Here is a 14830-nt window from a genome sequence, read left to right on the forward strand (position 1 = left end):
AGGTCTGGACCTTGGGAGGGGTTCTGCATGTCAGAATATCTATTGGGCCTCGACGCCGGAAACACCGTCATCAAGGCGGTCATCTTTGATCGGGACGGCAACGAAATTGCCGCGGCGGCGGAAGAGGGACATAGCCGCATGCCGTGCCCCGGACATGTCGAGCGGGGTCTCGACGAACTCTGGACGAACGCCCGCCGCGTCATCCGAATGTGCATCGAACGGGCCGGCATCCGGGCTGAGGAGATTATTGCGGTCGGCTGCGCCGGCCACGGGAACGGCCTCTACGCGCTCGACCGTGACGGTCATCCGCTGCTGGCGATCCAGTCGCTGGACACGCGTGCAGCGGGGCTGGTCGAGGAATGGCAGGCGCAGGGCGTGGGGGATCGCACCTATCCGATCGGGCAGCAGCGCCCCTGGCCATCGCAAACGCCGACATTGCTCGCCTGGCTGAAACGCCATCGGCAGGAGACCTTTGCCAGGATCGGCACGGTGTTTCTGTGCAAGGATTTCATCGTCAACCGGCTGACCGGCGTCAGCGTCAGCGACGTCTCCGACATGACAGGCTGCGGACTGCTTGACGTCGCCAACCGGCGCTACGACAGGAAGCTGATGGAAGCCTACGGTCTTGGCGAATGCCTCGCGATGCTGCCGCGCCTGATCGAAAGTTCCGATATTGCCGGCCATGTCACCGAGGACGCGGCCGCACAGACGGGACTTGCGGTCGGCACGCCCGTCGTCGGCGGCCTGTTCGACGTGGTCGCGTCGGCCGTCGGGTCAGGGGTGACGCGGACAGGTGCGGCGTCGATCATTGCGGGAACCTGGAGCATCAACCAGGTGATCATCGATGCGCCTCATTTGGCCGGTCCGGTTTTCATGTCGTCCACCTTCGACCGTGAGCGCTATATGGCGATCGAGTCGAGCGCCACTTCCGCCGCCAACCTCGAATGGCTGGTGCGCGAACTCTTCCCGGAGGCACCGGACGGCCGCTCGCCCTTCGACGTCTGCGGAGATCTTGTCGCCGCCATCGAGCCGGCGGCCGACGATCCGCTTTATCACCCGTTCCTTTACGGGGCGCAGCAGGACGGCAATGCACGCGCCGGTTTCTACGGTGTTGCCGGCTGGCATTCCAAGGGGCATCTGGTGCGCGCGGTCTTCGAAGGGGTGGCCTTTGGGCATCGCCAGCACGTTGAGACGATGCGCCGGGCAGGGGCGGTCTTCAACGAAGCCGTGCTCTCCGGCGGCGGGTCCCGAAGTCTGATCTGGCCGCAGATATTTGCCGACGTTCTGGGTGTGCCGGTTTCGATCGCGCGCTCGCGCGAAACCGGTGCTCTCGGGGCGGCGATCACGGCGGGAACAGGCGCAGGCGTCTTTGCGGATTTTGCGGAAGGCGCTGCATCGATGGTCCGGATGGAGCGTCACTATGTCCCGAACGCCGCGATGGAAGGCCACTATGCGCGACGGTATGCTCTCTATCGCGACATCGCCGAAGCCCTGGCGCCAATCTGGCGGCGTCTCGCATCGGCGCGCACGCAGGCGACGGGAGTAGCGGCGTGAATACGACTGCAGATCAAACAGTTGTCGACGTCGGTTCCTATGATTTCATCATCGTGGGAGCGGGATCCGCGGGATGCGTGCTCGCCAACCGCCTTTCGGCCGACCCGGCAAACCGCGTCCTGCTGCTCGAGGCAGGCGGAAGCGATCGTTACCACTGGGTGCATATTCCCATTGGATATCTCTTCTGCATGGGCAATCCGCGCACCGACTGGATGATGAAGACGGCGGCCGAGCCCGGGCTCAATGGCCGTTCGCTCCCCTATCCGCGCGGAAAGGTTCTCGGCGGCTGCTCCTCGATCAACGGAATGATCTACATGCGCGGGCAGGCTGCCGATTATGACGGCTGGCGGCAGGCGGGCAACCGGGGATGGGGTTGGGACGAAGTGCTGCCCTATTTCATCAAATCCGAGGACAATTATCGGGGCAAATCCGGCATGCATGGGGCAGGCGGCGAATGGCGGGTAGAGCGCCAGCGGCTTTCCTGGCCGGTGCTCGATGCGTTTCGCGATGCCGCCGAGGAGCTCGGCATTCCCAAGACCGAGGATTTCAACGACGGCGACAACGAAGGATCGGGCTACTTCGAAGTCAATCAGCACGGCGGGATACGCTGGAACACCACAAAGGCGTTCCTGCGCCCGGCGATGATGCGATCCAATCTGCGCGTCCTGACCGGCGCGGAGACGGAGCGGCTGCAATTCGACGGACGGCGCGTGACCGGTGTCCGCTTTCGACTGAACGGCCGGACGCATGTTGCCCATGCAGGCCGCGAGGTCATCCTCTCGGCCGGGGCGATCAATTCGCCGAAGGTCCTGGAACTTTCGGGGATCGGGCGGCCGGATCTTCTGTCGGCCGCCGGTATCGACGTCGTCCATGCGCTTGAGGGCGTCGGCGAGAACCTGCAGGACCACCTGCAGATCCGCACCGTTTTCCGCATCGAGGGCGCAAAGACGCTGAACCAGCTCTACCACAATCTCTTTACACGCGCCGGGATGGGGCTTGAATACGCACTGCGCCGTTCCGGCCCGCTCTCGATGGCGCCGAGCCAGCTCGGCATCTTTGCGAAAAGCGATCCGGCGGTCGCGACGGCAGATCTCGAATACCACGTGCAGCCGCTCAGCACCGACAAGCTTGGCGAACCGCTTCACCGCTATCCGGCGGTCACCGTCTCCGTCTGCAACCTGCGGCCGGAAAGCCGGGGCACCGTCCATATTGCCGGTCCGGATGCATCCGCTGCCCCCGAAATCAGGCCCAACTACCTGTCGACGGCAGGGGACCGGCTGCTCGCTGCAAAATCAATTCGCCATGCCCGCAGTCTGATGCAGACGGAAGCGATCTCGAGGTTCAAGCCGCAGGAGATGCTGCCTGGGACGGCGTTCCAGAGCGACGACGAGCTCATCGGCCGCGCCGGCGACATCGCGACCACGATTTTCCACCCTGTCGGAACCTGCAAGATGGGCAGCGACAATCTCGCGGTCGTCGATGCTGCTCTCCGGGTACACGGTCTTGCCGGATTGCGCGTCGTCGACGCGTCCATCATGCCGACGATCGTTTCGGGCAACACCAACTCACCGGTGATCATGATCGCGGAGAAGGCGGCAGAGATGATCACCGCGGCAGGATCCTGCTGACCGCCGCGCGTGGCCTTCGACGGTCCCATTTCGTTGTGACTGTACCGATGCCGGTAAAGGGTCGGCTAACCACTCGCTACGGTTTTCCACGCGGGGCAGATCGAAATACGACACCTGTCGTATGTCATTGGATTGGTGGACCATCTACGCCGACGGTTCCCCCTTGCCAATGCAGGGGTGGCGGGCTCCCCGTGGGGCCTATTTTTAGGAACCAAGGATAGAGCCATGAAGTACATTCTCGCCCTGGCGGCATCGCTTGCCCTTGCTGGCACTGCGGGTGCCTCCGTCTCGCTCAACCCGGTCGCGAAGCAGGCCGTCGCAACGACGCATACTGAGAGCGAGGTAGCTCAGGGCCGCAATCGGGACAGCCGGGCGACACCACAGCGGGACAAGAACACCCCCAGCGGCGGCAAGACCATTTTTGGCTGACAACGACGGTCTTCTCTACCCCTAAGAGGGTGGGGGAGACCACTCGTTTCTGGTCGGGCAACACATGCCACGAACAGACTTGTCGCGTGGCGGCTAATCCACGGCGGAAAGGCTGTTGTCGAACGATGCTTCGTCGATCGCTCGGGCTTTTAAAATCGCTTCCCGGAGTTCGTCGCCGGTGATCGGCTTGTGCAGGATCAGGACGCCGCTGGCGGTCACCTCCTTCAGCCGGGACGGCGATGTGTCCCCGGTGACGATGATGGCTGGAACGGGCCGCCCGACATGGGCGCAAAGAGCCCGGATTGCCTCCAGGCCCGTGACGCCGTGCCCGAGACGGTAGTCGGCAATGATGAGATCGACCGCCACCTTGCCCGCCAATTCATCGTCCGCGAGGTCCCTCGAATAGATCTTCTGCACCTCTGCTGCGGTTCGCCCGGCATAGACCAGGTGTCCGTCCAAAGCGAGCAATTGCTTCATCGCGTCGAGGACGTCCGTTTCGTCTTCCACCACCATGATGCCGATTGGGAGAACGGGCGCTGAAGGACCCGCCGGCAGGATCGGCGCCTCCAGCACCTGAGCTTTAGGGACCGCTATGGAAAACATGGAGCCGCGTCCGGGAGCGGAGACCAATCTCAATGAGTGGCTTAGCAGGTCCGCGGTGCGGCGAACGATGGCAAGGCCCAGGCCCAAACCCTGGGTGCGGTCTCGCGCAGGGTTCTGTAACTGCACGAACTCCTCGAAGATCATCCTCTGCTGTTGCGAAGGGATGCCGCTGCCGGTGTCCCAGACCTGGATATCCACCGCGTTGCCGCGCCTGCGGCAGCCGAGCATGACTGTCCCTTCCTCCGTATATCGAAAGGCATTCGACAACAGGTTGTTGAGGATTCGCCGGAGCAACATCGGGTCGCTTTCCACCGTGAGATCGGAAACGATCACGCGCCATGCGAGGCCGCGCTGCCTTGCCTCTGCTGCGTATTCGGCGTGAAGGTCGCGAAAAAGCTCGCGCAGGGACACTGGCTCCTTTGCGACGGTGACCACACCCGCATCGAGACGGGAAATGTCGAGCAAGGCATTCAGGAGGCCGCTGAGGTTGGCGACCACGGATTTCGCTCTACTCGCCAGATCGCGGGCACTGCCGGAGGATACGTCGCCGCGCTGCGCCAATACGGACAGTGTGGATACAAGCAGGCTCAACGCGTGAATGGGTTGGCGCAAGTCGTGACTGGCGGCTGCGAGGAAGCGCGTTTTCGCGCGGTCCGCACTCTGCGCTCGATCTCGCTCCTCCTGCAGGTGCTCGACCAGGTTTTCATTTTCCAGTCGTAGGCTGATCGTCTCGCGCAACATCCTGTAGGTGATACGGCAATAGTAGAAATTGATGCCGACGAGCGAGGCGAGAAGGAACAGGAAGGGACCCGAGATATCGCTGCTGATCAGGATACAGCGCACCGCGATCGGGAGCACCGTCAGGAGAATCGATCCGACCAGGGCCGGCGGAAAGGCCGAAAGTGAGGGGACGGTGCCACAAACCAGCCCGGTCAGCACGATGACCGTGAATGACAGCACAACCGGCGATTCGGGAAGGAAGCCGGCCCAGCCGAGCGTTCCCCATAGCAGGCCCGATATCCAGGAAAACGCCGCCGCGAGCCAGGCCCACTCAATGTTCGAGCCGCGCCCCGCATTGAGCCTGAAGAAACGCCGGGACGCCAGGACGCGTGTGGCGGTGAGCAGATACAATGCGCCAAGCCATGCGGCCAGCCAACCGGTGGAGACGTCACTCCGCAGCACGTACACCGCGGCCAGGGAAATGACGATGTTGGAAATGACCACGCCGTAGGAGTTTCGGTACAGAAGTTCGACGAGAGCCTGACGTACCTTGTCCTCTTGCATCATTTGACCTTCATGCATCGCTTGCCTCCAGGCGCCCTGCGACTATCATCCGGGCGATCCCTTCCATCGAGAATTGATTCTCAGCACCATGTTTCCCACAGGTTGCTGAATAATGAATGTCGCAGCAGCATCTATTGGAGACGATATGAAGCGTCCTATGACCGCCATTCTGGCCGACGACCACGCCATCGTGCGCGAGGGATTGAAGGGTCTCATCTCCGCGATGACGACAATCTCGATCGTCGCGGAGGCGGCGGATGGCGAGACCCTGCTGAACCACGTGCGAAGCAAGCCGGCGGATCTGCTGATCCTCGACCTCGGCATGCCCGGGGTCACCGCAATGCAATTCATCTCCGATATAAAATCGTTGGCGCCTCGAATGAAAATCCTGGTCCTGACGGCAAATGTCGAGCCTCGGATGGTGCGCGCTGCCCTTGAGGCTGGTGCCAGCGCCTATCTGACCAAGGATGGAGACCCGGAAGAGCTCGTTGCGGCTATCGAGGCGACAGAGAAGGGCGAAATCTATCTGGCCCGAACTGTCCGCTTCGCAACAGGCGGGCCGCCGCCCTCCATGCAGGAAATCCTGTCCCCGGTTCCTCTGACGCCGCGCGAGCGGCAGAGCCTTGCAATGATTGCGCAAGGCATGACCGCGCGGGAGACTGCGCAACGGATGGGAATTAGTCCGCTGACGGCGCGAAAGCATCGGGAAAATCTGATGAGAAAACTCGATCTGCACAGCACCGCCGAACTGACAGCCTACGCAGTGCGCCTGGGATTGCCGGCCGGCTGATCTGGAGCAAACGCAGGCAATATTTCTTTAACCATCAACGGTTTATCGCACCGAAAGGCTCACTCGAATACGGCACATGTCGTATTTCTTCGGCCGCAAGCCAGGCCTATTCCTCCCGCTGCTCAATCATGGGAGGAGCCGATGCCGTCGTCGCTGGAACTTTGGATTCCGTTCGCCATTGCGACACTTGCCTTCGCTTGCGTGCCGGGACCGGCCATTCTCTATATGACTGCCCAGACGCTGGCCCACGGCCGACGGGCGGGCTTGATGTCCGCGCTTGGCGTTCACATCGGCTGCTATGTGCACATTGCCGCTGCCGCCATTGGCCTAGCCTCGCTGATCACTCATGCGCCAATCGTCTATGCGGCCATCAAGTTTGTCGGCGCAGGCTATCTGGTCTGGCTCGGCCTGAGGATGTTCCTTGGCTGGAACAATGGCAGCAACGCCGCCGACCAGCCGGGGTCGAACAGCCTGCGCGACAGCATCGTCGTCGAAATTCTCAATCCAAGACGGCGCTCTTTTTTGTGACCTTTCTGCCCCAGTTCGTGGATCCCACGGCCGCCATGCCACTGTGGATGCAATTCCTGCTCCTGGGGTTCTTCGTCAACCTCGTCTTTTCGGTGGCCGACATAGCGTCGGTCGGCATCGCCTCGCTCGCTCTCGAGCGTTTGAAGGGTCGAGGTACAGGATCGGTGCTGCCGAGGGCCTGCGGCACGATCCTCATCGGTCTCGGCATGGCGCTCGCCAGCCATCATGCTTGATAGGTCGGCACGCGCGACGATGGCATCGATAGGATGCTTCATCGACGCGCACGCCTGCTTCATCCGCGGTTCGCTATCTGCCTGCAGCAATGGCCGCCTTTTCGATGACGTCGGCAACCGCTTCCGGTTGAGAGGCGAAGACCGCGTGGCTGGCTTTGATCTCGGTCACATCGCTGCCGGCCCGCCGCGCCATGTCCCGCTCCAAATCGGGATTAATGGAACGATCCTGGGTGGCGACGATCGACCAGCTCTTCCTGGTTTTCCAGGCCGGATCGCCGATCTTGGCTGAAAACGCTTCCTTTGAGGCGAAGACCTGCGATTTGGCAAGGAAGTCCGAGTCCTCCTTCGAGAGGTCTGCTGCGAAATCGGCTGCGAACGCGCTTGGGTCGAGATAGAGGTACTTGCCGTCCTTGGTCTCCCTGATATTCATGCCGCCCGCTGGCTTCGAGCTGGCAAGGGCAAGCAGGCTTTCACCTTTGTCTGGTTGAAACGCCGCAACATAGACCAGACCCGCGACATCGGGCCGGTTGCCGGCTGCCGTAATGACGACGCCGCCGTAGCTGTGACCGACCAGAAGCGTCGGTCCATCCTGCAGATCGAGAACACGGTTCGTCGCCGCCACGTCATCGGCAAGCGAGGTGATGGGTTCCTGGACAATGGTGACGTGGAACCCGCGCTTTGCGAGGATGTCGCTCGCTCTGCGCCAACCGGAGCCGTCTGCCAACGCGCCATGAACGATGACGACGTTCCTGACCTCGGCGGCCGCGACCGGAAATGCAATGACGCTGGTGAGCAGGGCAACTGCCAAGGCGGAAATAGGGCTTCTGTTCATGGGGATCACTCCTTGCGTTTGACGTTGACGTTCAGGACTAAAGGGACGCTCAGCCGAATGTGAAGGCATAGGCTTGCACGCCGGGATCGAGGAACCGGATTTCGAAGTTGCGCTCGGCGACATCGCTTGACTGGCGAACCAGCTGGTAGAGCTTCGTGGTCGTCACCGTACCATTGCCATCGGTGTCGATGTCGGAGCCATGATCTGCTCCCGGCGCCTTGCCGTCGATCGTCACTTCAAAGCGGATCGGTTTGCCATTGCTGCCCGGTCCGAGAACGAGATGCAGGTCGCGGGCGCTGAAACGGTAGGTGATGCCGCCTCCCGGTTGATCGAGTGTCGCCTCTTCGGGGCCGACCACCCAGGTGCCGGAGAGCCCCCACTCATTGAGGCCAGGATTGGAGACGGAATAGTTGCGCGCGGCATCTGCGCGCAGCCTTTCGGGCGATACGAAATTCGACGCTTGCTGATAACCGATATAGGTTTCGCCGGATCGGATGCTGGCGAGATCGGGACTTGCCTCCACTCCCTTTGCATCCGGTGCGGCCGGTGCGCTTGCGGGCATCTTGCTGCCCGCCTCGCGCAGAAGATCCTGGATTGCCTGCTCGGTCTGTTGGTAGTTGCCTTCGCCAAAGTGGTGGTAGCGGATCTGACCCTTGGCATCGATCAGGTAGTGGGCAGGCCAGTAGCTGTTATCGAACGCCCGCCAGATGCGGTAGTCGTTGTCGATCGCAACGGGATAGCCGATCTTGAACTCGCTGACCGCTTTCTTGACATTGGCGACCTTTTTCTCGAAGGCGAACTCAGGGGCGTGTACGCCGATCACCACAAGCCCCTGATCCTTATATTTTTCGGCCCAGGCACGAACGTAGGGTGTGGTTCTGATGCAATTGATGCAGGAGTAGGTCCAGAAATCGATGAGAACCACTTTTCCCCGCAACTGCTCGGTGCTTAGCGGTGCGGAATTCAGCCATTCGACAGCCCCGTCGAGCGAAGGCGCACGGCCTTCCACGGGAAGGTCGCTGACAAACGGCATGCCCGTGGCGACTGCGGCGACCGCGTCGTTGCTGGCGACCTCCGACGATGCGGGACCGGCAGGCTTTGCGTGGAACGTGTCCAGCACGGCCTGTTCGATCGATGTGGTGCTGGCATAGGAGAACCGTGCCAGCAGGCCGGTGTCGAGACCGAGCGCGATGACGGCGACGCCTGCCAGAACCGCAGCCCCGAGGAATTGCCGGATACGCTCGCTTGCGCCCAGGAACCCCTTCATGCGGGTGAAGACCTTGGCGCCGACAAGCAAGGCGACGGCAAGCGAGGAAGCGGCACCGGCAGCATAAGCGATCAGCAGGAATGTCGTCTGCAGATTGGCGCCTTGCAACGCGGCACCCGTCAGCACCAGTCCGAGGATCGGGCCGGCGCATGGCGCCCAGAGCAGCCCGGTCGCGACGCCGAGAACAAGTGAGCTTTTTGCGGTGGGCGCATTGCGTGGATCGCCCGTTGCGTTGAGAAGATTGTTGCCGAACGATACGCTCGGCCGGGCAAGCAGGCTGGCGATGCGAGGGACAAGAAGGCTCAGTCCAAGAAGCGCAAGCAGGACGATCGCAAAAATGCGACCATACTCGTTGGCGCGGATGGCCCAGCTGCCGCCGACCGCGGCGAGCGTTGCGACGATTGCAAAGGTGGCGGCCATGCCCGCCAACATCGGCAATGTGCTTTTGACGAACGGCTGCCCGGCGCGCGCAAAGACGAAGGGGAGGATGGGGAGGATGCACGGGCTGAGGATTGTCAGCGCACCTCCCAGATAGGCAATGATAAGAAGCGTCATCATCGTTTCCTTTGAGAGCGATTGAGAAGGCTCTGGACGGCGATTGCCGGGCAGCGAGGCGCATCAAGCCGGCATGACGTATATGGGATGTGTCCGGTTCCCCGGGCAAATGTACCGAAGTGTAGGAATGGGCCGGAATGGCTACACGGCGACACAAAGGACCGGGACCCATGGGAAATGCGGTGATGTCCGGTGCGGCCGGATCGATGGTCGCGTTTGACTGGGTATTTGTATCACAACGTATCCAGCCGGCCGGAAGCTACACCGCCTTTCAAATGGTGGCGCCTCGGGACACATCCGGGATACATGTGGCAGGTGTTCTAGGGCTCATGATTCACGTGACAGGAGAGAGAGAGATGACTGAGGAGATCAACCATCAACGCCGCCGTTTCTTCGGTGTTGCCGCCATGGCCGTGGCGGCGGTCGAACTCGGTACGACCGCGACTGCCAGCGCGCAGTCGCCACAACCCACCGCGGCGGAGGCGCCGGCAGTCAAGACGCGGTCGAAGGCTTCCTTCGCAGGGCTCAAGCAGGTCAAGGCGGGTGTGCTCGATATCGGGTATGCCGAGGCAGGGCCGGCAAACGGTCCGGCGGTTCTGCTTCTGCACGGCTGGCCCTATGACATCTACAGCTTCGTCGACGTCGCACCGCTGCTTGCATCGGCCGGCTATCGCGTGATCGTCCCCTATCTGCGGGGCTACGGAACGACGCGTTTCCTGTCCAAGGATACGCCGAGAAACGGCCAGCAGGCAGCGCTTGCAGCCGACATGATCGCTCTCATGGACGCGTTGGGCATCGAGAAGGCAATCGTCGCCGGCTACGATTGGGGCGCGCGCACCGTCAATATCATGGCTGCCCTATGGCCGGAGCGCTGCAAGGCGATGGTATCGGTCAGCGGTTACCTGATCGGCAGCCAGGAGGCCAACAGGAAGCCGTTGCCGCCCAAGGCCGAGCAGGCCTGGTGGTATCAGTTCTATTTCGCCACCGAACGTGGCCGGCTCGGCTATGAGGCCAATCGCCATGAGTTCGCAAAGCTCATCTGGCAGACTGCGTCGCCCACGTGGGATTTCGACGATGCGACGTTCGACCGGTCGGCTGCGGCTTTCGACAATCCCGATCATGTCGAGGTCGTCGTCCACAATTACCGTTGGCGCCTGGGCCTGGTCGACGGCGAGGCGAAGTACGACGCTTACGAAGAACGACTGGCAAAGGGTCCGATGATCTCCATTCCGACGATCACGATGGAAGGAGACAAAAACGGAGCGCCCCATCCCGAGCCCTCGGCCTACGCCGGAAAATTCTCAGGACGATACGAGCATCGCACGATCAGCGGGGGGATCGGCCACAATCTGCCCCAGGAGGCGCCGGAAGCATTTGCGCAAGCGGTACTGGACGTCGATCGGATGTAGGATCAAAAGCGCCGGCGCGGCGGAATTTGTCCCTTTCGCGCCGGCGCGATCAAGGTCTAAGGAAGAGGGCGACGCAAATCACTCCCTTACAAACCAGGAACGGAAGCATGGAGCACATCGACCATATCCTTATAGTCGACGATGACCGCGAAATCCGTGAATTGATCTCGAGCTATCTCACGAAGAATGGCATGAGGACGACCGTGGCAGCCGACGGACGCCAGATGCGGAGCTTCCTCGAGGGCAATGCTGTCGATCTCATCGTGCTTGACGTCATGATGCCTGGCGATGACGGGTTGGTTCTGTGCCGCGAGCTCAGGGCCGGCAAACACAAGGCAACGCCGATCCTGATGCTGACGGCCCGCGACGACGAGCTGGACCGGGTTCTCGGGCTCGAGATGGGGGCAGACGATTATCTGACGAAACCCTTTGCGGCGCGCGAACTTCTGGCGCGCATCAAGGCTGTGCTGCGCCGGACGCGCATGCTGCCCCCCAATCTTCAGATCAGCGAAGCCGGCCAGTTGCTGAGCTTCGGCGACTGGCGGCTTGACACGGTCGCGCGCCACCTTATCGACAGCCAGGGAACGGCGATTGCCCTGAGCGGCGCCGAATACCGGCTGCTGCGCGTCTTTGTCGATCATCCCCAGCGCGTGCTCAATCGAGATCAGCTCTTGAACCTGACGCAGGGGCGCGATGCCGATCTGTTCGACCGCTCGATCGATCTGCTCGTAAGCCGGGTGCGCCAGCGGCTCGGAGACGATGCGCGCGAGCCGACCTACATCAAGACCGTCCGTAGCGAAGGCTATGTCTTCTCTGTGCCGGTCGAGATATCGGAGCTTCGCCCGTGAACAAGCTGGGTTCCGTTGCACCGAACCGGTTATGGCCACAAACCCTGCGTGCGCGGATCTTCCTGATTCTACTGGCAGGATTGGCGATCGCATACGGGCTTTCCTTCGCCGTCCTCTACCTGGAGCGCTACATGTCGGCCAAGGCCGTCATGCTCGGCACCCTGGAAAACGATATTGCGACATCGATCGCGGTTCTCGACCGGCTTCCGGCGAGCGACCGCGAGGGGCTTCTCGATCGACTCAGTCGCGGCAACTACCGCTTCATCCTCGGGCCAGGTCAGCCCGGCGTTCCGGACACGTCCAGCCGGGGGCGCGAGATTGCCGGCATGATAGAAGGTGCGGTCGGTCATCGCTTTCCGATGCGCATCGAGGCTGTACCCGGCGACGTTGCCAGATTGCAGGCCCATTTGACATTGAGCGACGGAAGCCCGCTGACGATCGACATCACGCCGCGCGGCGTCATGCCGATTGCCCACTGGCTTCCCTATGTCTTTATCGTTCAGATGCTGCTTCTCGTCCTCTGCGCGTGGTTTGCCATGCGCCAGGCGGTTCGTCCGCTGGGCGACCTCGCCGCCGCTGCCGATGCGCTTGACCTGAGCAGCAAGGGGCCGATCATGAGCGACGGAGGGCCGAGCGAAGTTGCGCATGCGGCGAAGGCCTTCAACGCGATGCGTGACAGGATTGCCCACTATCTCGAAGAACGCGTCCAGATTCTGGCGGCGATCTCACATGATCTCCAGACGCCGATCACCCGGATGCGTTTGCGCGCCGACATGGCCGAGGACAGTCCTGAGAAAGACAAGCTGTTGCACGACCTTGGTGAAATCGAACGACTGGTGCAGGACGGAATTGCCTATGCAAGAAGTGCGCACGGCAACGGCGAAAAGTTCTCCCGCATTGATCTTGCATCGTTCATCGAAAGCCTCTCCTACGACTATCAGGACACGGGAAAATCCGTGACCGTGGTCGGTGTCGTCCAGGGGACGGCGTCGACCAAGCCGCACGCGCTGCGCCGTATTCTTTCCAATCTGGTCGACAACGCACTCAAGTTCGCCGGCGCCGCCGAGATCAGCGTCGAGCGCAAGGACGAGGGCGCGGTCGTCATTACGGTGCTGGACCGGGGGCCGGGGATCCCGCAAGAACAGCTCGAAGCCGCCATGCAGCCGTTCTATCGGCTCGAGCAATCCCGAAACAGGGAGACCGGCGGGTCGGGCCTCGGACTCGCCATCGCACAACAATTGACGGCGGCGCTCGGGGGCTCGATCAGGCTCTACAACCGTGCCGGCGGAGGTCTGGCCGCCGAAGTCGTCATTCGCTGAGGGATTTTGTACGGCACGATATCCGGCCGGCGCAAAGCTACGTTCTGATACAGTTTCGGCCGATTTGAAAATATGTCGGATACGTCAGCCGGGCAAACCACACTCCGTCAACGGATGTCGCATTGAGCGACGTATCAAGGAGTGATCACGATGACAAATATCGACAAGGTTCTCTATACCGGCAAGACTCGAACCACCGGCGGCCGCGACGGCTTTTCGCGCAGTGCCGACGGTCAGCTGGACATCAAGCTTTCCCCTCCTGGAAGCAATCGCCCCGGCACCAATCCCGAACAGCTTTTCGCGGCCGGATGGTCGGCTTGCTTCATCGGAGCGATGGGCAAGGCGGCAGTGGCGCGTCAGGTACAACTGCCTCCGGACGTTTCGGTGGATGCCGAAGTCGACCTTGGCGCCACCGCCGGAGCCTATTTCCTGCAGGCACGCCTTACGATCAACCTGCCCGGCATTGAACCTGAGCTAGCGCGCTCGATTGTCGAAGACGCCCATCAGACGTGCCCGTATTCTAAGGCCACGCGTGGCAACATTCACGTCGATCTGGTTATCGCGTGATGGGCGAGATTGCCGCTGCAAGGCTGGCCTTCAGCGGCAATCGGGCCATCCGGGCGAAAAAGAAAGCAGGCGAGGCAAAGCCTCGACCAAGGAGCGCCAATGAAACTGATGATCCTCTTCATTCTCGGTGCGGCCGTGTTCGCAGCGCCTTGCGTCTACGACAGCACGTCGCGGGAGCCGTCGCCTTTGGCCGGCGTCCTGGCCGCGACGACGATCGATGCGGTCCCACCCAAGACATGAACTCATAATACACCGTGCCACGCGTGCTCGTGGCACGGGCCGACCGGTCAGTTCGCTGCCAACGTTGCTCCTCCAGGAGCCATTGCCGCGACAAAGACGTCCCAGCGCTCGTCAAAAAGCAGGCGGGAGGCGCCGTCATCGGGTGCGTCGGCCGTGCCAAGCCGCACGCGGTTGTTGGCACCTTCCAGGAGATCCACGAGGATATTGCAAATTGATGCGGGATCGCCCGGCCGAAGGGCGTACGCGGCCTGGGCGGAGACGACCGCGTCCCTCAGCGGCTCCAACGCGGCACTCGTCCACACGGCGAGTTTGTCGCGCATCGACGGTGAGGTTGCCGCCTCGGCGCTGACGGACAGATAGAAGGCAGAGTATTCCCGGTTCGTGCCGATGGTGAAATAGCTGAGCGCGACATTGTGCAAGGACCCGACAGGCTCCGTCCTCTCCGCCGCTGCCTGTGCGAGGGCGCCACGAAATCGAACGAGATCCCTGGAAACCACGGCTTCCAGCAGAAGCGCCTTGTTCGGGTAGCGACGATAGATCGTGTGTTTGGACATGCCGAGATCGGCCGCGATCTCCTCCAGAGACGTGCTGGCGATGCCGTTCCGGGCGAAAGCAGCGCGCGCGCCGTCGAGCAGACGCATGTTGATGGCGTTTGCCTCGTTCTTACTTGGCCGGCCGCCGGCGCGGCGTCGTTCTGCTTCCAATGCCTTGATCCATCCGTGGGTTTGATGCTGCAATCGACGC

General features: G+C 62.0%; 13 protein-coding genes and 1 pseudogene. 10 read left to right on the plus strand and 4 right to left on the minus strand.

Annotated elements, in window-relative coordinates; all coding sequences use genetic code 11:
- The first annotated feature begins 27 nt into the window (after positions 1–27).
- The 3 genes from ASC97_RS16885 to ASC97_RS16895 all read left to right on the plus strand — a co-directional run bounded on the left by ASC97_RS16885 (position 28) and on the right by ASC97_RS16895 (position 3611).
- A complete protein-coding gene (locus ASC97_RS16885) occupies positions 28–1554 on the plus strand; it encodes an FGGY-family carbohydrate kinase (RefSeq protein WP_057469517.1) in 1527 nt (508 codons plus the stop codon).
- Positions 1551–3182, plus strand: coding sequence for a GMC family oxidoreductase (locus ASC97_RS16890; protein ID WP_057469518.1), 1632 nt, complete (start codon positions 1551–1553; stop codon positions 3180–3182). The genes ASC97_RS16885 and ASC97_RS16890 overlap by 4 nt, the downstream gene beginning before the upstream one ends.
- Positions 3183–3407: 225 nt before the next feature.
- Positions 3408–3611 (plus strand): hypothetical protein, encoded by a 204-nt coding sequence (locus tag ASC97_RS16895; protein WP_057469519.1) that lies wholly within the window; start codon positions 3408–3410, stop codon positions 3609–3611.
- Positions 3612–3704: 93 nt separating this feature from the next.
- Here ASC97_RS16895 and ASC97_RS16900 read toward each other — a convergent pair whose 3' ends face one another.
- The gene (locus tag ASC97_RS16900) at positions 3705–5516 is read right to left on the minus strand and encodes a hybrid sensor histidine kinase/response regulator (protein WP_244481501.1); all 1812 of its coding nucleotides are present in this window, start codon (positions 5514–5516) and stop codon (positions 3705–3707) included.
- Between the two features lie 127 nt (positions 5517–5643).
- Between ASC97_RS16900 and ASC97_RS16905 the strand changes: the two genes are divergently transcribed.
- Together ASC97_RS16905 and ASC97_RS16910 are read left to right on the plus strand one after the other, a co-directional pair.
- Entirely contained in the window at positions 5644–6288 is a 645-nt protein-coding gene (locus ASC97_RS16905) for a response regulator (RefSeq protein ID WP_057469520.1), read from the plus strand.
- Positions 6289–6429: 141 nt separating this feature from the next.
- Positions 6430–7049 (plus strand): annotated as a pseudogene (locus ASC97_RS16910) (LysE family translocator).
- Positions 7050–7122: 73 nt separating this feature from the next.
- On the opposite strand, the gene ASC97_RS16915 reads toward ASC97_RS16910, so the two are convergent.
- Both ASC97_RS16915 and ASC97_RS16920 read right to left on the minus strand, forming a co-directional pair.
- Positions 7123–7881, minus strand: a complete 759-nt coding sequence (locus ASC97_RS16915; protein WP_057469521.1) for an alpha/beta fold hydrolase — start codon at positions 7879–7881, stop codon at positions 7123–7125.
- Between the two features lie 49 nt (positions 7882–7930).
- Complete coding sequence (locus ASC97_RS16920; RefSeq protein WP_057469522.1) at positions 7931–9703, minus strand: cytochrome c biogenesis protein DipZ; 1773 nt, start codon at positions 9701–9703, stop codon at positions 7931–7933.
- A 356-nt stretch (positions 9704–10059) separates the two neighbouring features.
- Between ASC97_RS16920 and ASC97_RS16925 the strand changes: the two genes are divergently transcribed.
- The 5 genes from ASC97_RS16925 to ASC97_RS34680 all read left to right on the plus strand — a co-directional run bounded on the left by ASC97_RS16925 (position 10060) and on the right by ASC97_RS34680 (position 14086).
- Positions 10060–11112 carry an alpha/beta fold hydrolase gene (locus ASC97_RS16925; RefSeq protein ID WP_057469523.1) on the plus strand — a complete coding sequence of 351 codons (1053 nt, stop codon included), beginning with the start codon at positions 10060–10062 and terminating at the stop codon, positions 11110–11112.
- A gap of 107 nt (positions 11113–11219) precedes the next feature.
- Positions 11220–11960, plus strand: a complete 741-nt coding sequence (locus tag ASC97_RS16930; protein WP_057469524.1) for a response regulator — start codon at positions 11220–11222, stop codon at positions 11958–11960.
- The gene (locus tag ASC97_RS16935; RefSeq protein WP_443216750.1) at positions 11957–13279 is read left to right on the plus strand and encodes a sensor histidine kinase; all 1323 of its coding nucleotides are present in this window, start codon (positions 11957–11959) and stop codon (positions 13277–13279) included. The genes ASC97_RS16930 and ASC97_RS16935 overlap by 4 nt, the downstream gene beginning before the upstream one ends.
- A gap of 150 nt (positions 13280–13429) precedes the next feature.
- Positions 13430–13846 (plus strand): organic hydroperoxide resistance protein, encoded by a 417-nt coding sequence (locus ASC97_RS16940; RefSeq protein ID WP_057469525.1) that lies wholly within the window; start codon positions 13430–13432, stop codon positions 13844–13846.
- Positions 13847–13945: 99 nt separating this feature from the next.
- The gene (locus tag ASC97_RS34680) at positions 13946–14086 is read left to right on the plus strand and encodes a hypothetical protein (protein WP_200959487.1); all 141 of its coding nucleotides are present in this window, start codon (positions 13946–13948) and stop codon (positions 14084–14086) included.
- 47 nt (positions 14087–14133) lie between these two features.
- Here ASC97_RS34680 and ASC97_RS16945 read toward each other — a convergent pair whose 3' ends face one another.
- Positions 14134–14790, minus strand: coding sequence for a TetR/AcrR family transcriptional regulator (locus tag ASC97_RS16945; RefSeq protein ID WP_057469588.1), 657 nt, complete (start codon positions 14788–14790; stop codon positions 14134–14136).
- Positions 14791–14830: the final 40 nt, after the last annotated feature.

This window comes from Rhizobium sp. Root1203, assembly GCF_001424945.1.
Lineage (GTDB): Bacteria > Pseudomonadota > Alphaproteobacteria > Rhizobiales > Rhizobiaceae > Rhizobium.